Genomic DNA, 20,950 nt, shown 5'->3' on the forward strand with positions numbered 1-20,950 from the left:
GGTGGCCTCAGAGGTGGTACCGGTAGGTCGCTGTTAGAGCCGTGGCCTCAGAGGTGGTGTCGGTAGGTCGCTGTTAGATCGGTGTTCGCGGGCGACCGTAACGGGCAGATCGCCGGGTCGCCGTGAACCCCTCCCTGGGGGCTTGGCTGCCGCATCCGTGCGGCAGACACCCGGCTAACCTGTCCCGTTACGGTCTCCCTTTTGAATCCTTGCGTTGCTGCCAAAAACAAATGGTTTCAGGCAGCACCACCAATGTATGCAGGCAATCGGGGCTGGACGGATAAGCGGACCGTCCGAGCACAAGGACGTGCGAGGTCGAGCGTACAGGGATGTGACAGCGGGTCCGCGTTCCGACCAGCACCGATAAGCCAGGCGCGGAAATTGAAGCGACACTCCCGCTCCCCTCGATACGCCATACGCGGAAATTACAGCGCCCCTCCCGCCCGCCCCGATACGCCAGGCGCTGCACGAACAGCGATCGTTCCTGGCGTTGAAGTGTCGTTGTAACTTTATATTCAAAGCTGCTGTTCTGACCGTGAATTAAATCTGCGCTAATCCGCCATCAACGTAAATTTCCGCCGCGTTGATGAAACTCGCATCGTCAGAGGCCAAAAATGCCACCGTTTTACCGATCTCTTCCGGCTCGCCTAAACGGCCCAGCGGCACGCCCTCTGCCAGCGCGTCGAACAGTCCCTGACGATGTTCTTCAGGGACCAGACCGCCCAGACCTGGCGTACGAATAGGGCCAGGGCTAACCACGTTGACACGAATACCACGATCCTTCAGGTCAAGCGCCCAGGAACGGACCAGGCTGCGGACGGCGGCTTTACTTGCGCTGTAGACGCTGAAGCTGGCGGTGCCTTTCGCTGCTGCCGTTGAACCGGTCAGAATGATGGAGGCCCCTTTAGCCATTAACGGCAGCGCTTTCTGTACGGTGAACAGCACACCGCGCACGTTGGTGCCAAAAATACGGTCGAAGTGCTCTTCGGTAATGGCACCCAGAGGCATCATGTCGCCGCCACCCGCATTGGCGAACAGCACGTCAAGCCTGCCGGATTCGCTCAAGATAGTGGAGAACACGGTATCGAGGTCGCTCAGAACAGAAGCATCTGCCCGGATTCCTTTGGCCGAAGGTCCGATTAATGCCACCGCAGCATCCAGTTCTTCCTGACGACGGCCGGTGATGTAAACAGTGGCACCCTGCGCTGCCAGTTCCTGTGCTGATGCCAGGCCAATACCAGAACTGCCGCCGGTCACTAACGCAATTTTGTCTGAAAGTTTTTTACTCATGATGTCGTTCCTTAAATTAAGTATGGATAGATTTATTGGGTCATCTGTCGTTGGCGACGACGTTTGTTGTCGCGATGAGAGAAGCATATCCGCGCGCGATGATTTTCAAAATAGAATGGTTTGCAACTCATCATTGCAAATTTGAAACGATGGGTTCGCGAGCTTTTGAGGGATAGCAATGTTGACGAGTCAGACAGAGGAAGAGGTTTTGCTGACAAGCGCCACGGGGCGAGCAACTGCGCTGCTACGGGCAGCCAGCTACAATGCGGTATGCGGTATGCGGTATGCGGCTAACCATTTTCTGCCAGCCGCACCGGAGAGCTAAATGAAATACGCTGCTGCCGCATTTTTCGCGGCAGGTTTGGATATGATATTTATTGCGGTATGAGCATCACAAACACGGACCCGTGGCACATCCGTACATCATAAACAGCGGGAACAGTGGCAACAGCGGTATCAGGGCGATGGTACCGAAGGTGCTTAGCGTTTGGGTTTTGTCGTTGATGGCGACCACGACCGGTCTGTCTAGCCGGTAAGGGGCAGCCTGTTCCGGCGCGTGGGAGGAGGACCAAAATCCTTTAGCTTTAAACAGGACGCCCAGGCGATCGTTATCAATGGGAACCGCCTTGTATTGATTGACCAGCACGTCACGCTGCCCGGCGTCCAGCTTGCGGTTATCCATCACCACAAGGTACTCCGCCGTCACCTCATGCTCTTTAACCAAAAAGTTAACTCTGACGCCGGAAGCCTTCTGATGGAAACGTTCGTAAAATGTCTTGTAGCGCTGATATTCCTGCGGCGTGCCATCACGAACAAAACGATAACTGTATTTTGCCGAGCTGGCGATAACACCGGACTGGGTCGGTTTAACCGCCACGATGGTATCGGTCGGCGGCAGGTTTGGCGCACTGGTGCAGGCGGTTATCAGCATTACCGCCATCCATACCGCATAAACCCGGCTAATCTGTCCCATCACTGTCTCCCTTTCAGATCATTATGTTGCTGACAAAAATGATTATCGTACAGCCTTGCATAAACACTTTATCTCAGGCCAGACATAGTTTTTCAAGCAGCCATACCAGGATAACCAGCCCCGATAAACCAGGAAGGAAAAATGACGTACCTGACTCAATCCGGATTTCAGTCCTTATTCCGACCGATCAACACTATTTCCTGACAGGATCGTTGCAGGGGATGAGAACGGTCCGACAGCGGCTGTCATCTTCGGACCAGGCTTCCCCCACCTCATCCAGAGGACGTTGCATAAACGGAACAGACAAGCCACTGTTTACTACTGCCTGAAAAAGTTCACCTATCGCGGCAATCAATTCTGTATCTGAAACGCTACCCAACCCGCTCCCCATCAGCGTCAAGCCTGATGAACGCAGCAATTTACTATGCAGGTTAATTTCCTGACCGCTAAGTGAGCCAATCTGAACGAAGCGCACGGTTTTTGCGCCACCGGCAACGGCCGCCGTCATAATATCCAGTGCGCTTTGCCCCCAGAGATAATCAAGAACAACGTCAATCCCCTCAGCCATTAAGGCGGGTAATTCAGATGGCAGGGAATCCAGCGTTAACACAACATCCGCGCCCTCTTCGCGTAATTTGTTCAGAACGTCTTTATTTCGCCCCGTTGCAATAATTTTCCCGGCACCCAGGCAGCGAGCGATGTGGACGGCCAGACCACCCGATGTGCCGGTTGCGCCATTGATCAGAACCGTTTCGCCCTGTTGTAAAATTGCCCGGCGCGTTAACGCAGCCCAGGATGACATCCCGGGGTTTGCAATCGCCGCGGCAAGTACAGGGTCCAGTCCTGCGGGTAAGAGCACAACGTTGTCCAGTGAAACCCGCGTTTTCTCCGCCATGCTTCCCCTGGGAGCGTTAAATGACAGGAAGTACACCGGATCGCCGTTGCTCAGGTAACCGGTCCCGTCAATCCCGGGAATGAACGGAGCAGAGGTCATCGAGCTGTAATGCTTTCCAGCCGCGCGTGATTTTGCCAACTGGCTAATCGCGGCGGCTGTGACGGTAATTACGGCCTGACTATCGCTGGCCTGGGGATCGGGATATTCACCGTACACCGGCTTTTCGCCCTGCTGGTTGATAATCGCTGCTTTCATTTGAATGTTCACCTGTCGCCAATATGATTTATGTGTATAATGCACACATTAAATCCAGCCAAAGTCGGTGTCAATAAAAAGCGTGCAAAATACACATAATACCCAGAGTTTTTCCGATCTGCATGATGCATTACTCACCCTTGTTGGCGTGTTTAATCGCCCGCAACGTGATGAATTAATGATTAAAGCGTCGACAATCAATCTCGATCGCGCACTGTTTCCTCTTTTGGTTCAAATCAGCCGGTTTGGTCCTATTGGTGTCGTCGAACTGGCAGACAGAGTGGGCCGCGATTACACCACGGTCAGCCGACAGGTCACAAAGCTTGAAGAAGCGGGTCTGGCACAGCGGCAGAAAAACGCGAAAGATAAGAGGATCAATGAAGCCGTTATCACGACAGTGGGTAAAGCGATGACCGATAAGATTGACGCGGCGCGTGAAGAAATTTACCAGAAAGTCTTCCAGCAATGGCAGCCGGAAGACCGCGTGCAGCTTGAACGCCTGCTTAAACAGTTCGTTATTGATTTTTCTTCGTTGGATGAAGTTGATAAATAAGTGAGTGGCCAGGCCTGCCTGACAGGCAGGCCCGCAGGAGGTTTACCGCGCGCCATCCCGGCCGCTGCTTTCCTGTGATAGCCGCCAGAAGTCGTGCCCCGCCGGATACTGGTACAGACGCAGGGAGAATTTCCCGGCCACCGCAGTGATATATTCGAAGATCTCTGACTGCGTATTCTCGTAATCCATCCAAAAAATCGACGAGGTAAAGCAATAAATCTCCAGCGGCATGCCGGACGGCGACGGCTTCAGGGTTCTCGCCACAATGTACATGTCTTTAATAATGTCGGGCCGTTCGGCGAGATACGCCATCAAATAATGGCGGAACAGCGTTAAATTAGTCAGTTCGTTATCAATAAACCAGCTGTCGGCCACTCCTCCAGGATCACGGCCATCAAGCAGTTTCGCCAGCGGTTCATTGACTCCGCGAATGGACAGCATCGGCGCCAGCATTTCCTGAGAGAGGAAGTTAATCGAGTGCTGATCGATGCTGGTGCTGCGCATTATCCGCCGCGCACCGGAAGAAAACATCGCCTGCCAGTTGGTGTAGGTCTCGGTAAGGAAGTTTTTGGTCGGGATACGTGAGATTGTATTATCCCAGTTGCGGATGGTAATCGTGTGCAGCGCAATATCGGTCACCTCGCCGCTGAGATTCTTGTCGGGCATCTCAATCCAGTCGCCCAGCTGCAGGACGTCATTCGAAGAGAGCTGGACGTTGGCGACCAGCGACAGCAGAGTATGCTGAAACACTAACATCAGCACCGCAGCCACGGCACCGAGGCTGGAAATAATAATGGCGGGTGATTTATTCGACATCACCGCAAGAATCATAATTGCGGCAATAACATGAATTAAAATTTTTCCTATCTGGATATAGCCCTTAATCGAGTGGTTTTTGCGCTTGCTCTTGCGGACGTAAGAGCTGTTGACGATATCCAGCATTTCATTGAAGAAGATCGACAGGAAAATAAAAAACAAAATGCCGCAGAAGGTATTAATCGCCGTCACCAGCGATGGCGGCATATTCGGCATAAACTGCAGAACGTAATAGACGATAATCACCGGCATAAAGTTCGACAGCTTCTCGGCGATGCGGCGGTCTTTTTCCAGCGGCACATCCTGCTTGTGGCTGGCAAAGAAGACTCTTCGCACCACTTTGATCAGCAGGAATTTGCACAAAATGTGGGTAAACATGCCGGAAACAATCAGCAAAATAATGTTAAAACCCACGGCGAGTGCCGGATTCCCTTCCATAAACTTAAATAAATAGTCCAGATATGCCATCTTTTATCGCCTGAATATGTATGCCATTTGTATCTGCTACAGCCTGCGGCTATATACAAAAATTTAACCAAACGACATCATGACATGTCAGGGACATTCAAGTCCATGTCAGGGGGCGGCCTCCTCCACCAGCGCATAACAGAGCGCACCGATCTGATCCACGGCATTCAGCAGATGCGGCGTCGGTTCGTTGGCGCAGTTCAACCGCAGAAAATTCTGAAGCTCCGCACCAGGGGAAAACAGCGGGCCGGGGCTGACACCGATACCCAGCGCCAGCGCGCGGCGATGCACTTCCAGCGCGTTGATCGGTTCGGGCAGTTCTACCCACAGCAGAAAACCGGCAGCGGGCGCAGCGATACGCGTCCCTGGTGGAAAGCTCGCCTTCACCCGCGCGATCACCGCCTGCACTCCACTGGCAATGCGGGTTTTCAAGCGGCGCAGATGGCGCTCGTAGTCACCGCTCGCCAGGATCTCGCTGGTTGCGGCTTCCAGTATCGGCGCACCGGCCCACTCCCCGGCCATTCGCGCCTGCATCACCTGCGGGTGGTAGCGCCCGGCGGCAATCCAGCCGATTCGCCAGCCAGGAGCCAGGGTCTTAGACAATGAACTGCAGTAAATCACATTACCGTTGTGGTCGAACGCCTTACAGGCAGGAGGGCGCTGTTCTTCACCCACCAGATCGCCGTAAACATCGTCCTCTATTAGCGGAATGCCCGCGCGTTCCATCAGCGCAACCAGCGCCTGCTTTTTCGCTACCGGCATACTGGCACCGAGCGGATTTTGCACCGTCGGCGAGGCCAGCACCGCTGCGGGTCGATGGCGTTGAATAGCGTCGGCCAACGGTTCCAGCAGCAGGCCCTCCGTGGGGTCGGTGGGAATTTGCAGTGCCTTGAGGCCTAAATCCTCCAGCAACAGGAGCGTGCCGAAGTAGGCGGGCTGCTCAATCGCCACGACATCACCGGGCTGGCAAACCGCATGCAGCGCCAGACGCAGCGCCTGTGTGGCACCGGCGGTAATAATCACATCGTCCGCGCCAAAACGGGCTCCCCACTTTGCGGCGCGCGCGGCAATATTATTGCGCAGATCGGCCCTGCCCGGCGGCAGGCTGTAGCTCTGCCCGTGCGCATCCAGCCGACGACTGGCTGCATGAAGCGCGCGCTGAAGCGTCGCCCCGGGTAGCCAGGCCGGATCGGGCAGCGCCGCGCCAAGCGGCACCAGCCGTGTTTCAGCGCTACTGAACAGCGAGCGGGCAACGGCAGACATAGTCACCGGAACGGGCCCGGTTGACGGAGAGAAGGAGTGTTTGCTGCGGGCTGCATTTACCTGGCTGACAAAATAGCCCGAACGCGGGCGGGCAACAATCAGCCCTTCTGCCTCCAGGCAGCGAAGCGCCTCGAGCGCGGTGGGCAGACTGACCTGTTCGCGCTCCGCCAGTTTACGTGCGGAGATCATCCGATCGCCCGGCCGCAGGGCACCTGAAGCCAGGGTCTGGCGCAGCATTTCAGCGATTCGGCGGTAGTGTGGAGCAGCAAGGGACGGGGCGGACATGGCGATCTGTACAGTCTGATTTTCGATAAATCTGACTATACAGGCAATGCGTTGCGCCATCTATAGTGTCAACCACACACATGTCAGGGAGGCATTATGCACAGTAACAACTTTGATCTATCTAACTATTTCCGCCGCATAAACTATACCGGCCCCGTAACCGCCAGCGCCGAAACGCTGCAGGCAATCATGCGCCATCAGCTTTTTTCGGTGCCGTTTGAGAATCTGGATGTGCAGGCGGGCAGGATTGTTTCACTGGTTCCGGAAGATATAACCGACAAACTCATGCAGCGGGGCCGCGGCGGCTACTGTTATGAGGTCAACGGGCTGTTTGCCATGGCGCTGGAGGCACTGGGAATTCCTTACCGTTTCGTCGCCGCGCGTCCGATGTTCTACCCTGTACGTCGGCCGAAAACCCATATGGCCGTGGTGGCTGAAGTCGATGGCCGTCAGTGGCTTTGCGACCTGGGTTTTGGCAGCTACGGTATCCGCGCGCCAGTGGCGCTGGACGATCTTGATAGCGATATTTCTCAGGACTTCGACACCTTCCGGCTGTCCCGTGATGCTAAAGGTGAGTATCTGCTCCAGGCGAAGGTCGAGGGCGAATGGTGCAATCAATACGGCTTCGATCTGACGCCGCAGGAGTGGATTGATTTCGCCCCGGCCAACTACCTTAATTCCACGCATCCTGATGCCATTTTTGTGCAAAAGCTGGTAATCGTGCAGCATCTCCCCGAAGGACGCGTGATCCTGCTGGGTAATATGCTGAAAACGGTTACCGCTAATGGCGTTGAAAAGAGGCAGCTGACGGATGATGAAATGTCCAGCCTGCTGAAAACCAGAGAATGGTCGGGTTTGATGAGCGCGGTTTTTAGTCAATAACCTTGTAGCATTGGTCTGGCGGAGTATATTTTTTTATTGGCTCTGACTTTATAGAGCACTAGAGCTCAAGATCACCATTTTGACGTTTGTGCGATCTCCGCCCCTGAACCTGTCGGGGCGGTTTCCTTGCCCTTGCAGCCCGATTAGAATGCGCTGAACAACTGTGCAGATAAACAGGCTTTTAAATGGCATTGATACTGAACAATGAAAAGATCGTTGCGGGCAGATTCACCGGCGAAAAGATTGAGAACGCATCCTTTCTGAACTGCGACTTCTCGGGTGCCGACCTGACCGGCACCGTCTTCACCAACTGCGTGTTTTATGACAAAGAGTCGCAGCAGGGCGCGAACTTCCGCCGCGCAATCCTAAAGGATGCCAGCTTTAAAAGCTGTGATTTAACCATGGCCGATTTCAGAAATGCCAGCGCGCTGGGCATTGAAATTCGCGATTGTCGGTTGCAGGGCGCGGACTTTCGTGAAACCAGCTTTATGAACATGATCACCACCCGCAGCTGGTTTTGCAGCGCGATCATCACCGGCAGCAACCTCAGCTATGCCAATCTCTCGAAAGTCATACTTGAAAAATGTGAACTGAAAAACAACCGCTGGCTCGGCGTGGTCGCGCGCGGTGCCACGTTCAGCGGCTCAGACCTGTCCGGCGGCGAATTTGCCTCATTTGACTGGGCAGCCGTCAACGTGACCCACTGCGATTTAAGCGGTGCCGAACTGGGCGATCTTGACCTGCGCGGGATGAATCTTGAAGGCGTGACGCTCGACAGCGTGCAGGCGCTGGTGCTGCTGGACAGGATGGGGATTACGGTTAACCGCTAGGTACAGTGCCGGGCAAGGCACATCAGCGACCGTTTTTTTTCAGTCCTGAAAGTAGCGTCTGCGTAGCTCGGGACGATCTTCCTGCCGGTGAACACACCAGACCAAACTCACGATGAATGGTCGGCGTCAGCGGCAGGACGCGCAGCCCCCGCAGCTCTTCTTGCAGCGCTGATTCGGGTACAATCGCCACGCCCATACCTTCGCGCACCAGCATGCAGGCGCTGATCCAGTCGCGCACCGTCACTCTCACGTCGGACAGGTGCAGCCCGGCCTGCTCCACCAGACTTTTTCCATTCACCGTACATCCCCCGGTAGCCAGAATGAAAGGCTGAGCGGCCAGCTCATCAAGCGTGATTCCGCCGGTAGTTGCGCGCCGGGCAAGCGCGTGGCCTGCAGGCAGCACGGCAACCCACTCATCACGCCCCAGCACCACCTCCGCCCGGCCGGGCTCGGGATTAAGCACCACTCCCAGCTCTACGGTATCTGCGGCCAGCCACTCCTCAACTTCCTCATCGCTACCTTCCAGCGCGACCAGATCGATCCCCGGATGCAGGCGGTGAAAGTCACGCAGCAGTGTCGGTAGCAGCGTTGAAATGACCGAGGGAAAACTGCCAAGTCGGATGCGTCCATGGCTTAAGCCCTTACTGTCGTTGGCCAGATCGCGGATCGCGTCCAGCTCCGCGATCATGTTACGCGCATGGGTGATAACCTGCTCACCCAGCGCGGTGACGGAAAAATGTCGCCGCTCGCGGATAAAGATCTGGAATCCCAGCGAAGCTTCCAGCTGCGCAATCGCCTGGCTGGCACCGGATTGAGTTATGCCAACGCGTTCTGCGGCACGCGAGATGCTGCTGGCCTCAGCCGCAGCGACCAGCAGACGCCAGTGGAGGAGATTCATCATGATGAACAGTAGCTCAGCTAATACTTATTGATTTAAAGATTAATTTTACAGAAACACTCGCGATAAACATAGTACCCACAACGCGTTACGACAGGCGCATCGCTGATTGTTAACACTCCAGGAGCCATCATGAAACTCTATTACGCCCCCAATACTTGCTCGCTGTCACCGCATATCGTCCTGCGCGAGCTTGGCCTGCCGTTCGAACTGGTCAAAGTAGACAATAAAACTAAAAAGACCGAGGATGGGCGTGATTTTCTCGCCATCAATCCCAAGGGTTATGTGGCTGCGCTGGAGCTTACAGAAGGTCAGATTCTGACCGAGGGGCCGGTTATTGTGCAGTATCTGGCCGAACTGAAGCCGGAGTGCGGGCTGGTGCCAACGGCAGGCAGCTGGGACCGGCTGCGTTTACAGGAATGGCTGAATTTTATCACCAGCGAAATCCACGCCGGGTCTGCGCCGTTATTTAACACCACGTTGCCCGAGGAAGCCCGATTGGCTATTTGCGAAAAACTGTTCCGGCGGTTTGATTTCCTCCAGCAGATCCTTTCAGGGAGCGACTATCTGGCCGGGAATACTTTTAGCGTTGCCGATGCCTATCTGTTTACCGTATTGCGCTGGTGCAGGTTCTTCGCCATTGATCTTAACCGCTGGTCCGCACTGTCGACGTATATGACGCGCATCGAGTCACGACCGGCGGTACAGGCAGCCCTGCTTGCTGAATTATAATTATTTTATTGAAGAATCTATGTCGCCATAGATACGCCTGAACCCGTATTTCCGCCCTGATTAAACTCAGCGATGATACACATTCCAGAAAGTTAAGCGGGCAATAATGCTTCAAGGATATTTCTCGCTATTTAACTTTCAGATTTCATCTGCGATTTTTCCAGGTTTTTTTTATGCATAATAAAAGCGCGCTGCTTTTACTGGCGCTGTCTGTGGCTGTTTTTGGCGTTATCACCACCGAAATCGCTATCATCGGCCTACTGCCAAAACTGGTATCTCAGTTACACGTCACGCCGACTCAGGTGGGATTTTTGGTCAGTATCTATGCCATCATCGTGGCCGTAACCGGGCCGTTCATCACCCTGATGCTCTCCGGCTTGAATAAAAAAACGGTGTTGTTGAGCATTCTTGTCGTCTTTATCGTGTCGAACCTGATCTATGCCAGTACCGACGTGTTCAGCCTGATGCTGGTGTTTCGCATATTGCCGGCTCTGGCTCATGCCGTCTTCTTTGCCGTGGCGCTGGTCGTGGCTGCTAATGCCGTACCGAAGGAAAAAGCGGCGGGCGCGACAGCCAAAGTCTTTGCGGGCGTGGCGATCGGGCTGGTGCTCGGGGTACCACTCAGTTCTCTGATTGCCGATCATTTTTCTTTATCGGCAGCCTTTTATTTTGGTGCCGCCGCCTGCGTTCTGGCCTTTATCGGCGTTTTATTCCTGATGCCGTCAATGCCAGCCCGGGAAAGGGTGTCGTTCTCCAGCCAGCTTTCCGTACTGCGTAAAGGCAAGCTGTGGCTGACGATATCCACGGTCACATTAATTTTTGCCGCAATGTTTTCCAGTTTCAGCTACATCGCGGATTATCTGTCCCGCGTCACGCACCTGAACAATAACGCCATCAGTGCCATGCTGATCCTGTTTGGCGTCTGCGGTTTTGCCGGTAATTTTGTGTTCAGCGGCTTCCTGCAGAAGAACGTCGTCAAAACGACTGTCTTTTACCCACTGCTTTTCACGGTGCTTCTGTTACTGGTGTGGTTTGTAGGATTTTCACCGTTACTGATGTGCCTGCTGACCGTGTTCTGGGGCGCGTTCCACTCCTCCGGCCTGGTTGTCAGCCAGACCTGGCTGATGCGTGAAGCCAGCGAAGCACCTGAATTTGCTAACAGTCTTTATATGTCGTTTTCCAACCTGGGAATTACGCTTGGCTCTTTGACGGGTGGCTGGTTCATCGCCCGACTCGGCACACATTCGGTCGTTCTGAGCAGTGTGATTTTCGCTCTACTGGCATTCGTCAGTATTCTGATCAAGCACAGTTCTGACGCTCAATCCGCACCGTTATGTAAAGAGATGATTTGAGGCAACCGCACCGCCGGGAAATCAGTCCAGCAAGCCATCCTCTGCGGCCTTTACCAGCGTGTCCACGACGTAGCGGATTTTAGGTAACAGCTGACGGTTTTTAGGCCACAACGCACTGGTGCTGGTTCAGTTCCTCAGATAAAAGGGGCTCACCGTGAGACAGTAAATAGTCAGGCGAGGCGCAAATAACCAATTTCTGCGTGGTCAGTCTTCTGGCAACCAGTCCACTGCTGTCGGCAAGCTCACCAATTCGAATGACGAGGTCAATACCATCCTCGATGAGATCGACAAAGCGTTCGCTGAACGTGACGGTCAAGGCGAGTTGGGGATAGCGCTGTGTGATTTCTAACAGCACAGGCAAAATACGCTGTCTGCCAAACGCAGCAGGCAGATCGATCCGAAGTCGGCCAGAAGGCTGGACAATATGAGAGGTCAGTTCGGCCTCTGCATGTTCAAGAATATCTATCGCATTCTGGCAGCTTGCCAGGAACCGCTCGCCATCAGGAGTCAGGCTAAGACGCCGCGTAGATCGCAGGAAGAGTTTAAGCCCGAGTCTGGCCTCCAGGCGACCAACACTTTTACCCACGGCTGATTTTGTCAGCCCGAGTTTCTCCGCTGCTGCGGTAAAACTGCCCTGACGGGCGGTGGTGACAAAGGCGGTAATGCCACCCAGATGATCGGTATTTCGCATCCTGTATATTCCATTCAATCGTTCACGAACAAAGCCGCAATGTGAGATATCACACGCCGAGCCATTCCGGTAATGACAACAAAGATACTCATTATTATGGCGTGTAATTGTTGAATCTAAGTCCGCACACAGGCGAATAAAACCCACTTCTCCGCCAGGCATAAATAACATTGGCGAATTCAGGGATACAGGATGCTGATTCGGGACTGTTTCACATCAACATATTGCCCGGGCAGGTACTGATTTATCCGGGCTATCGCGCCAGGCAAAGCGATTCTCGAAACTGCTGCAGTAAAAAATCGACGTAGAGACGGATTTTTGGCAGCTGTCGCCGATCGGCAAAAGTGACAATATGCACCGGTTTGGCGACAGGCTGGTACTCGCTTAATAGCGGAACTAATCTCCCCTCTCGCACATCATCGGCTATCAGCACTTCTGGCTGCATCATAATTCCCAGACCGTGTAGTGCCGCGCTGCGCAAGGCCTCGCCGCTATTCACCGACATTACGATATTCACCGGCACCCTGATTGACTTGTTTCCTTGATGAAGTGTCCATTCACTGCCTGCAAGGGGATGAGCAAAACCCAGGCAGCGATGTCGACTAAGCTCTTCAGGCGTTGCAGGTGCCCCCGCTTCATGCAGATAAGCGGGCGAAGCGCATACGATCGAACGATAGGACGCCAGCGGGCGCGCGACCAGCAAGTTCAGGTTTTCCAGATCGCCGATTTTTATCATCACGTCGATGCTTTCCTCGGCCATGTCGATGGCCTTATCGCTCAGCACCAAATCAAGGGTCAGTTCTGGCCAGCGGGTCAGAAAGCGTGCCGTAACGGGCGAAAGTGCGTGAACGCCAAAAGAGACAGGACAGGCGACTCTCAGTTTTCCACGGGGGTCTTGCTGCTGAATCTGAGCAAGTGACTCCGTCTCTTCGATGTCGGCCAGAATGCGGCGGCAGCGCTGATAATATTCCTGGCCGAAGTCCGTCAGGCTCTGGCGGCGCGTTGTGCGGTTAAGTAAACGAACGCCAAGATGTGACTCCAGCGCTTTAATATGCAGCCCGATCATCGTTCCACTCAGACGCATATCGTCCGCCACCGCGCTGAAACTCCCCCGCTCAACCACGCGAACGAATATCGCCATGCTTTCCAGTTTATTCACGATTATCAAACCAAACTTGTGAAAGATACAAATATACTGCCATTTATCAACTTTTGTCAGTGAGTTTTAATGACACTTCACTTGATGAAGGAGCTTAAAATGATTTCAAATCCAGAACTTCGCGAACGCGGTTTAGCCTTATTTAACCAACTGTATGGTAACGGTGCGGGAGAAGCGTTACGCCAGGATATGGCGGATATTTGCCCCGACTTTACCGATATCTCGATCGAGTGGGCGATGGGCGGAATCCAGGCCCGGCCGGGCCTGGATGCTAAAACGCGCGAACTGGTGGTGATTGCTTCCTGCGTTACGCTTGGGCACACGGTTCCGCAGCTGCGGGCGCATGCTCAGGCCGCGCTGAATGCCGGGGCAAGCCGCGAAGAGATTATTGAAACCGTGCTCCAGCTGGTTTTTTACGCCGGAGGTGCAGCAGTGCGTAACGCGCTGGTAAATATTCGCGACATTTTGAATGGGGTGAAACAGAGCTAAGGCGAAAATACCTCATCGAAAAACTGCGCCCGCGGTCATCAACATATTAAATCGGCAGTGCAATCCCGGCCTGCTTAAGTCTCTCGTACCAGGCCGGGATGAAACGATGTGGCAGAATAGAGATGCCAACATCAATCAGCACCGCGAACCTTTGGGGAGTCAGGCACGTGGGGGATAATTTCAAGATTGACCGACACCATCAGGGTATAAAGACAAGTTCGGGAGCGTCAGAATCGAGATTTATTTGAGCCTTTAGACTTGTGAAGTTAGGAGGTACTATCCAGTCAAAAGCAACACCTTTTTCAGTCCATGCTATTGATGAGAAATCTCCCTCATCTCCGCGACTAAACTGTTCAATAGAACGCCCGCAACTAACAATCATCACTCGCTGTACTTTACTAATTTTTTATTATTAACCTGATAGATATCAGCATAAATTTCTTGACCAGCCCCGCATCGACCTGATGGGTGACCAGGGCGTGACTCATATCCTTTTATTAATATAAAATATTCCTTTCCTGCGATTGTATGAATTTTTTTATCGCTAAAAATTGATATTACCTTTCTATCCGGCACGACAGTAAACCCACCTATTACAAGTGGAGACCAGCGATCTAACTCTTTTATTTCTGATGCATCTACTGTACAAACCAAAAATATCAAAATCAACCATAGTGATTTCATTTTAATTTCTCCTGAAAACTTTATCGGTACAACACAACCCTGAATAAATCCAGCGATTATGAATGCTTTATCTAGTGCCGCCCATCACCAGCACCTCACCCTGCGCCTTCGCCTGACCATTCGCCGAGATAAATATCCCCTTATGGCCCGTATTGCTTCCCAACTGCCGGTTCGCAACTCGAAGACTTCACCCCGCTTCTGCCGCTCGCTGTCCATCTGGTGCCCGAGGTTCAGCTGACTTTTGTCGCCGTACTCCATCGAGACCTTGATGTGTTCCTCTCCGCGGTTGTCATCCAGCCGGATTTTGTTGTTTGAAGGCGTGCGCAGCACGTTACTGGTGGCAGCGGCGAGCTCAAAGATGGGGACAACGTCCTCGCCCGCTGTGACGGCAGCCAGCGAGCCGTCTTCATACTGCTTTCGCCATTTGAACATCTGGTTATCGTTGATGTCATGCAGGCGAGCAAAATGGAACACGGTCATGCCAGACTCATAGTCTGTTGAATAATGGCAATTTTTTCCTGCGATTCACGACGGTGACTTCGCTCAGGTCCCGATAACACTTCAACCCGTTTGTATTCTTATGGGCATTAAACATAGTTCTTATACTACCTCTTATTTTAAGAGAGGCGAGGCGTCTGCTGATCTATGGGGGCAGTCTGAACTATCAGTCCCAGCCACATATACCTTACCCGCATGAGGTCACCTCACTTAACATTTTTATAATTGGGCATAATGAGTAGTTCTCTTTAAGACGTTCCTGTACGACTCGGGCTCAGAATGCTCCGGGGCGATATCTGAACGTTCTGGTGATTCTGTCCCAGATATCGACAAGCTGTGAATCAGTATAATTTTTCGTTTCCCTGCCAGAATTATGCAACTCAATGGAAAATACCGGATGTTTCAAATCGCCCATTTTTTCGTTACCGTAAAAATGAAACGTATAATACGGAACACTTTTCTCTTCCGGATGATAGATCTCCTGCTTTGCTTTCATCAGCCACTCTTCTGCATTTATCTCCGGCAGATTAACGGCTCCTTTCTTCAGGGTGCGAGCCCCAACACGGACAATGGCAGCATTGATTTCCCCCCCCCCGCTCCAGCAATGTGCCATCTTTAGCCAGGCTGTTATTGCTGTTCACAATAACTTCAAAATCATCCTGTTTATATATCAAAGTAATATCATCATTCGATATCCTACCCGCGTCGTAAATGAAACCTTCTGGAATACAAATTCCGGGCTGTTCCGGCACCTCATCATCCTTTCTCCCCTTCAGTCTGGAAAGCAGATTTTGCATTTCCGCCACCTTCTGAGGTTTATCGTTTAGATCGCTTTCCTTTGATCCACTATTCAGATAATCCACTCTGTCCTTTTTATATTTCGGATCGGATAAATCAGTGATTTCTGTAGTAACAATAAATGCCACACCATTATTATAAAGATGGCCTTCAAGAACCCGTCCAAATCCAGGAACACTCCCGTTTACGTTACGATCGAATATCACTGTGTTTTCATTTATTCGGTACACCTGCTTCAGAAATGGTAGATCCTCCGGATCGACTGTAGGACTGTTTTTCAACTCCTGTTCACGTAAGTGAACACGTTGCGCAAACGCCGGAGGATACAGTCGCTTGCTGGATATTCTCATCTCATTGATATTAACCTGACCCACCGCAGCGTTTTTAAATGAAACGGGCACATCAAAAAGGTAACGACCGAGACACTGAGGTTTGGTCTGCTCAAAAAGTTTATCTGTCATTTGTTTTTCCTCTGCTGTTAAAGGGGCTGCCGGCCACGGACGGATGAGCAACCAGATAATCGTAAAAAGGATGAGTAGGATAACTATCAGTCCCAGCCACATATGCCTTACCCGCATGAGGTCACCTCACTGGCCATTTTTATAATCGAGCGTAACGTAAACTTCATTGCCACAGAGAGGCCGTTTTCTTTGCCGGTATCCCCCGCGGCATAAGCGCCTTCATGATCGACATCGGCAGCGAGCAGCGAACGGATCCCGGAAAATGCAATACGCCCGGCACGTAGCGGTACGGTTCCGTCGCCCGCGCCGCCGGAGGAGGTTAATTCAAAGGTTTTACCCGCTACGTGACGACAAACAGGGAGGTCTAAAGGCATGCCCATCACCGGCCTTGGTGCCGGTATCTGCTGCCATATCAGATGATCGTCTGAAGGGTATTTTTCACTGGCACCATAAAATGCGTAGGTACTGGAATGATATTTACCGTTTAACTTTTCGATAAAATTTTCTGCATCCTTTTTTATCCTGCTCTGATAGGCTTTCCATTCCTTATCCACCTCATCCAGCAATAAGTCTTTCTCGCACAGTCGCCACCAGTCACTTTCATTAAGATAAATTTCCGTATAAGGATCAGACTTCGGCTTATCCATCTTTTCCGTAGTGCTGTGAATTTTCAGCCATCCCATCCCGTAGGCCTTACCCGGCAGCAGCTGGAGCGGGCCGGGTGACTGGGCCAGCACGGGCATCAGGTTCGCCGCGTCGGCACCAATTACCGCCCCGACAATACCTCGCTCCCCGGTTTTCATCCGGCGATATGCCGCTGGAGAGCCCAGATCCGGCATCACTCCGTGTACGATGCCCAGGATATTTTCCCGGCCGTTCATATTTTCTGAATAATGCCGGGCCACCAAACCGCCCATAGAGTGGGTAACCAGAATGACTTTATTGACGGCCAGCCTGTCACGGTAAGTACCTAATACCTCTCGGATATAGCGGTTGAGACGATCGGCCGAATCGGCATTTGACCGCAGCCAGTTATAGCCAAAAACATGGACGGGAAAAAGATAATCGTAACTCCGCCTGACCTCAGCCTCAGTCAGCGCCTCTTCGCCTTTCTCTGCCCCTAAGTTCTCACCAATCAGTAACTGTCGGGGTGTTCGCCTGCGTGTGCCATCGATCAGGTTATCAATCAGAATATGACCATCATTCAACATACATTGCAGAATATGCAGCGGTTCACCGTAGCTTTTATAAAGCGCGCTGCCCCAGCTGCGGGCCGCCCTGGAGGGAAACATCCTGCCGTCAAGATCGTCGTAAAGTACCTTCCCCGTTAAATCTACTTCGGTCGCGAGAGGATCCAGCAGCGCTTTTCTTTGTTCTTTGGATTTAGTTGTCCATGCCAGGGCATCTGCGCCTTGAAACAGGTCTGCACGCCAGACTTTTTTATCAGAGTCTAACTTTTTGAGATTCGATCCCATGACTCCCGGAAGAAAAATAACCGGTATCACCTTTTCCGCCACTTTTGGACAGGCAACCACCAGATTGTCTTCAGCTCTGGCATTGGGCAGGCGATAGTAAGCCCGTCCATTTTCATCATATTCAGGCCGGATCACGATCTCTTTTTCTGCTGATTGCGTCATGGTTATTTTCCTTTCTCGAACTGCATTGTGTCTGTTACAACATTAACCTGCTTCATCAGAACACTCTTTCCATCTTCGGCCGTTGAGACGTGTTGACTGGCTTTATCTTCAGCCTGAATGGCCAGCTTCTGCCCCGACAGAGCAGAACCATCGTAAGAGTGAATCGCTTTAGGCGTATAAGAAAAATCCGCGCTTTCCCAGCTCTGCGCCACCTGGCTCATGTTCTGCCCCCCGAACTTCTGCCACACCGCAGCACGCTGGATAATTTTGTCCGGAGCCCCACACTCCACGATACCGTCAGCAATGCGGATATACCCCCCGCCGCTGGTCAGAATGATTTCCTGCTTCGCGCTGATAACCAGTTTTCCCTTACTGCTGCTGATGCGGATATCTTTCAGCGCATCCAGCGTCATCTCATCGCCCTGCGCCTGTATCTCCACCTTCCCTTTACTGGCAAAGATTTTGATACCCAGCTTCTGGGCAAATAAACTCACCTTCTCCCCGGCTGCCACGGTGAATCTTTTCAGGGCACTGAAATCAGTGTGGCCCCCGCTGGTGCTGATAACATTCTCACCCGCTGACAATTGCACGCTTTTTGGGGTGCTCAGGGCAATGCCCTCCGGGGCGGAGAGTAACAGTGCGGATTGTTTCAGCTCGGTCAGTGTTTGCTGCAACAGCGCCTTCTGAGTCTGAATGTCCGCCAGTTCGGCTTTAGCTGCTTCAACGGCACTGCTCAGGGCTTCAGCCCGGTTCAGGGCCTGTTGCAACTGGCTGACCGCCGCCCCCATCCCCAGCACCTCGCCCTGCGCCTTCGCCTGGCCATCCGCCGAGATAAATATCCCTTTCTGCGCCCGTATCGCGCCCCAGCTGTCCGTCCGCAGCTCAAAACCTTCGCCCCGCTTCTGCCGCTCGCTGTCCACCAGGTGACCCAGGTTCAGCTGGCTTTTGCCGCCGTACTCCGTCGAGACCTTGATGTGTTCCTGCCCGCGGTTATCATCCAGGCGGATTTTGTTGTTTGACGGCGTGCGCAGCACGTTACGCCTGTAGTTACGGATGGTGACGTGGTCGCCGTGCGCAGAATCGTGCAGCACCTCGGCGATGTATGGCCGGTCCGGGTTGCCGTCCTCAAAGCCTATCGCCACTTCCGTCCCCGCCAGCAGCGGCAGGTGCAGGCCGTATGTATCCCCCGCGTACGGCCGCGACTGGCGTACCCACAGGCTTTCGAACCCGCTTTCCCAGCCGTCGCGGTCAAACAGCATGTTCACCCGGTAGCGGCCGTCTTTATCAATATGACCGTAGGTATCGTTCGGCGTGGTGCTGGTCACCCGGGCCGGCAGTGTACCGGCCATCACCGGACGGGAGCCGGGTGCCGGGCGGAAGCTGAAGTCGGTGCCGTCCGGGATGCCGTCGAACTGCACGGTAAAGTCGGCGTCACGGCGCGCATGGCTGTTTATCGCCGTGATAACCACGCCGTCAGCAAACACCGCCGCCACTTCATCACCCCCGGTCACCTTCAGCACCTGCCCCGGAGAGAGCGTCGGGCTGCTGCTGGTGGCGCGGGTCTGCGTCTGCCCGTTCAGGTAGCGTTCATGGCGGATGCGGGCATAAAATGCGCCGGACTCCGGGGCCGGGTTACGGTCGTATGCACTGCCCGGCGTCAGGTAGTTGTCGGCATAATGGTAGGCATCACCCCAGGTGGTCGGGTCGCCGCGCGTGACATCCACCTGCATGTTCATGTCTTCCGTGGCCCGGCGGTAGTTGTAATCCCGGGTGCTGACCTGCTTCTGCACCACCCGGTGATGGCTTTCCATATTCCACACCGAGTCCACGCCCACGGAATGCTGGCCCGACGGCGGGACCGAGGGCAGGGTCAGGCCCGGCTCACAGCCCTGCCGACTGTCGTAAAACTCCACCACGTCAATGTTCAGCCGCGTGTCGGTGGTGAAGCGGAACCAGATACCCACTTCGCCCAGCAGACGGCGGATAAAGTGCAGGTCGTCTTCGCCGTACTGCATCACCTGCTCGCGGCGCGGATAGTCCTGCACCAGCGAGAACAGGAAATCCTGACCGCGCATGTCGTGGCGCTCGCGCAGGATTTTCTCCACGATTTGCGGCACCGACATGTCCTGATAAATGGCGTTCTGGTGCGAGCGGTCCAGCAGCGCCAGCCGGGGCTGCAGCGTCAGGGCATAGCGCGTCTCGTCTTTTGAGGTGCTGAGGCGGTCAAACCCCGTCACCACACCCTGGATCACCCGCACCGGCTGCTGGATTTTAATTCCCCGGCCCTGATCCACCGGGGCCTGCAGCGTCAGTGACGCCGGTTTCAGCAGCATGTTTTCCCTGCTGATGGCATGCTGGCTGCTGGTGAACTCAATGCGGTAGCTGAACGGCTGGCTTAGCGCCTCCCGGCCTTCAAAGACCAGCACGTCCAGATCCGCATCACAGCCGCGTACCGCCAGCAGGTGGTGGCTGTGGCTGAATTCTATCGCGGGATTGCTGTTCATGATTACTCTCCTTGTATTCGGTCTGATTCCAGCCCGGCATCCTCTTTTCACACCATACCGATCAAAGTGGCTTCAGTTACTGCGGCCATGTGGGCCAGCAATCGCAGTCTCCTTATCGGCAAAATTTCTTGACTGGCTGTCGACCCTGTTTTTTCATCAACCCTGGAATTAAATATTCATCCCGCGTAGTTTTATTCATGGAAATAAATCCCGCAACTCAGCAGTTGACCATTATTATAAAAACACCACCATTCTAATCAACGTAATTAACCCAAAAAAACGCCAACAATTATTAAAACATGCAAAGAAACCCCCCATATTGACATGGCATTAATATCAAAAAAATACCCTAAGCATCCAAAACCACCGTCACCCAATCATTCAATGCGTCATACTGATTATATTTCTTGATATTTTTTTGTGTTCCCTATCTTAAGAAAGAACACTTCAGCAGCATTTTTTAAAGTTAGTACGCAACTCATGGTTGACACCTTGTCCTCACCAGGAATTGCTTATACCCCAGCAATCACTGGCGCC

18 protein-coding genes and 3 pseudogenes are annotated in these 20,950 nt (G+C 53.3%); 6 read left to right on the forward strand and 15 right to left on the reverse strand.

Annotated elements, in window-relative coordinates:
* Window positions 1-540 precede the first annotated feature (540 nt).
* The 3 genes from JOE09_RS04095 to JOE09_RS04105 all read right to left on the reverse strand — a co-directional run bounded on the left by JOE09_RS04095 (window position 541) and on the right by JOE09_RS04105 (window position 3,413).
* The gene (locus JOE09_RS04095; RefSeq protein WP_105594917.1) at window positions 541-1,290 is read right to left on the reverse strand and encodes an SDR family NAD(P)-dependent oxidoreductase; all 750 of its coding nucleotides are present in this window, start codon (window positions 1,288-1,290) and stop codon (window positions 541-543) included.
* A 391-nt stretch (window positions 1,291-1,681) separates the two neighbouring features.
* Complete coding sequence (locus JOE09_RS04100) at window positions 1,682-2,230, reverse strand: hypothetical protein (protein WP_205065119.1); 549 nt, start codon at window positions 2,228-2,230, stop codon at window positions 1,682-1,684.
* 226 nt (window positions 2,231-2,456) lie between these two features.
* Entirely contained in the window at window positions 2,457-3,413 is a 957-nt protein-coding gene (locus JOE09_RS04105) for a quinone oxidoreductase family protein (RefSeq protein ID WP_205064885.1), read from the reverse strand.
* A gap of 73 nt (window positions 3,414-3,486) precedes the next feature.
* Here JOE09_RS04105 and JOE09_RS04110 point away from each other — a divergent pair, with 73 nt between their 5' ends.
* Window positions 3,487-3,966, forward strand: coding sequence for a MarR family transcriptional regulator (locus JOE09_RS04110; protein ID WP_205065120.1), 480 nt, complete (start codon window positions 3,487-3,489; stop codon window positions 3,964-3,966).
* 42 nt (window positions 3,967-4,008) lie between these two features.
* On the opposite strand, the gene JOE09_RS04115 is transcribed toward JOE09_RS04110, so the two are convergent.
* Both JOE09_RS04115 and JOE09_RS04120 read right to left on the reverse strand, forming a co-directional pair.
* Window positions 4,009-5,250 (reverse strand): mechanosensitive ion channel family protein, encoded by a 1,242-nt coding sequence (locus tag JOE09_RS04115; RefSeq protein ID WP_205064886.1) that lies wholly within the window; start codon window positions 5,248-5,250, stop codon window positions 4,009-4,011.
* Between the two features lie 108 nt (window positions 5,251-5,358).
* Complete coding sequence (locus tag JOE09_RS04120) at window positions 5,359-6,858, reverse strand: aminotransferase-like domain-containing protein (RefSeq protein ID WP_205064887.1); 1,500 nt, start codon at window positions 6,856-6,858, stop codon at window positions 5,359-5,361.
* Window positions 6,859-6,894: 36 nt separating this feature from the next.
* Between JOE09_RS04120 and JOE09_RS04125 the strand changes: the two genes are divergently transcribed.
* Window positions 6,895-7,680 (forward strand): arylamine N-acetyltransferase family protein, encoded by a 786-nt coding sequence (locus JOE09_RS04125; protein WP_205064888.1) that lies wholly within the window; start codon window positions 6,895-6,897, stop codon window positions 7,678-7,680.
* Between the two features lie 185 nt (window positions 7,681-7,865).
* On the forward strand, window positions 7,866-8,510 hold the full coding sequence (locus tag JOE09_RS04130) for a Qnr family pentapeptide repeat protein (protein WP_205064889.1): 645 nt from the start codon (window positions 7,866-7,868) through the stop codon (window positions 8,508-8,510).
* 22 nt (window positions 8,511-8,532) lie between these two features.
* On the opposite strand, the gene JOE09_RS04135 is transcribed toward JOE09_RS04130, so the two are convergent.
* Window positions 8,533-9,411, reverse strand: a complete 879-nt coding sequence (locus tag JOE09_RS04135) for a LysR family transcriptional regulator (protein ID WP_205064890.1) — start codon at window positions 9,409-9,411, stop codon at window positions 8,533-8,535.
* Window positions 9,412-9,540: 129 nt separating this feature from the next.
* On the opposite strand from JOE09_RS04135, the gene gstA reads away from it, so the two are divergent.
* Window positions 9,541-10,140 carry a glutathione transferase GstA gene (gstA, locus tag JOE09_RS04140; protein WP_205064891.1) on the forward strand — a complete coding sequence of 200 codons (600 nt, stop codon included), beginning with the start codon at window positions 9,541-9,543 and terminating at the stop codon, window positions 10,138-10,140.
* A gap of 173 nt (window positions 10,141-10,313) precedes the next feature.
* On the forward strand, window positions 10,314-11,492 hold the full coding sequence (locus tag JOE09_RS04145; protein WP_205064892.1) for an MFS transporter: 1,179 nt from the start codon (window positions 10,314-10,316) through the stop codon (window positions 11,490-11,492).
* Between the two features lie 21 nt (window positions 11,493-11,513).
* On the opposite strand, the pseudogene JOE09_RS04150 reads toward JOE09_RS04145, so the two are convergent.
* Both JOE09_RS04150 and JOE09_RS04155 read right to left on the reverse strand, forming a co-directional pair.
* Window positions 11,514-12,183: pseudogene (locus JOE09_RS04150) on the reverse strand (LysR family transcriptional regulator).
* 253 nt (window positions 12,184-12,436) lie between these two features.
* A complete protein-coding gene (locus JOE09_RS04155; protein WP_205064893.1) occupies window positions 12,437-13,342 on the reverse strand; it encodes a LysR substrate-binding domain-containing protein in 906 nt (301 codons plus the stop codon).
* Window positions 13,343-13,441: 99 nt separating this feature from the next.
* Here JOE09_RS04155 and JOE09_RS04160 point away from each other — a divergent pair, with 99 nt between their 5' ends.
* The gene (locus JOE09_RS04160; protein WP_205064894.1) at window positions 13,442-13,831 is read left to right on the forward strand and encodes a carboxymuconolactone decarboxylase family protein; all 390 of its coding nucleotides are present in this window, start codon (window positions 13,442-13,444) and stop codon (window positions 13,829-13,831) included.
* A gap of 381 nt (window positions 13,832-14,212) precedes the next feature.
* On the opposite strand, the gene JOE09_RS04165 is transcribed toward JOE09_RS04160, so the two are convergent.
* The 7 genes and pseudogenes from JOE09_RS04165 to JOE09_RS04195 form a co-directional block, all read right to left on the reverse strand.
* On the reverse strand, window positions 14,213-14,515 hold the full coding sequence (locus JOE09_RS04165; RefSeq protein ID WP_205064895.1) for a hypothetical protein: 303 nt from the start codon (window positions 14,513-14,515) through the stop codon (window positions 14,213-14,215).
* Window positions 14,516-14,597: 82 nt separating this feature from the next.
* A pseudogene (locus JOE09_RS04170) lies at window positions 14,598-14,848 on the reverse strand (type VI secretion system Vgr family protein); the annotation flags it as partial.
* Window positions 14,843-15,075, reverse strand: a pseudogene (locus tag JOE09_RS26080) (transposase); the annotation flags it as partial. The pseudogenes JOE09_RS04170 and JOE09_RS26080, both read right to left, overlap by 6 nt.
* A 212-nt stretch (window positions 15,076-15,287) precedes the next feature.
* Window positions 15,288-15,626, reverse strand: a complete 339-nt coding sequence (locus JOE09_RS26275; RefSeq protein WP_205064896.1) for a T6SS immunity protein Tli4 family protein — start codon at window positions 15,624-15,626, stop codon at window positions 15,288-15,290.
* Window positions 15,541-16,374, reverse strand: a complete 834-nt coding sequence (locus JOE09_RS04185) for a T6SS immunity protein Tli4 family protein (protein ID WP_205064897.1) — start codon at window positions 16,372-16,374, stop codon at window positions 15,541-15,543. Before JOE09_RS04185 ends, JOE09_RS26275 begins: the two co-directional genes overlap by 86 nt.
* A 5-nt stretch (window positions 16,375-16,379) precedes the next feature.
* On the reverse strand, window positions 16,380-17,909 hold the full coding sequence (locus JOE09_RS04190) for a lipase family alpha/beta hydrolase (RefSeq protein WP_205064898.1): 1,530 nt from the start codon (window positions 17,907-17,909) through the stop codon (window positions 16,380-16,382).
* A 2-nt stretch (window positions 17,910-17,911) separates the two neighbouring features.
* Window positions 17,912-20,413 carry a type VI secretion system Vgr family protein gene (locus JOE09_RS04195; protein ID WP_205064899.1) on the reverse strand — a complete coding sequence of 834 codons (2,502 nt, stop codon included), beginning with the start codon at window positions 20,411-20,413 and terminating at the stop codon, window positions 17,912-17,914.
* Window positions 20,414-20,950 lie beyond the last annotated feature (537 nt).

This window comes from Pantoea coffeiphila (assembly GCF_016909495.1).
Taxonomy (GTDB): domain Bacteria; phylum Pseudomonadota; class Gammaproteobacteria; order Enterobacterales; family Enterobacteriaceae; genus Erwinia; species Erwinia coffeiphila.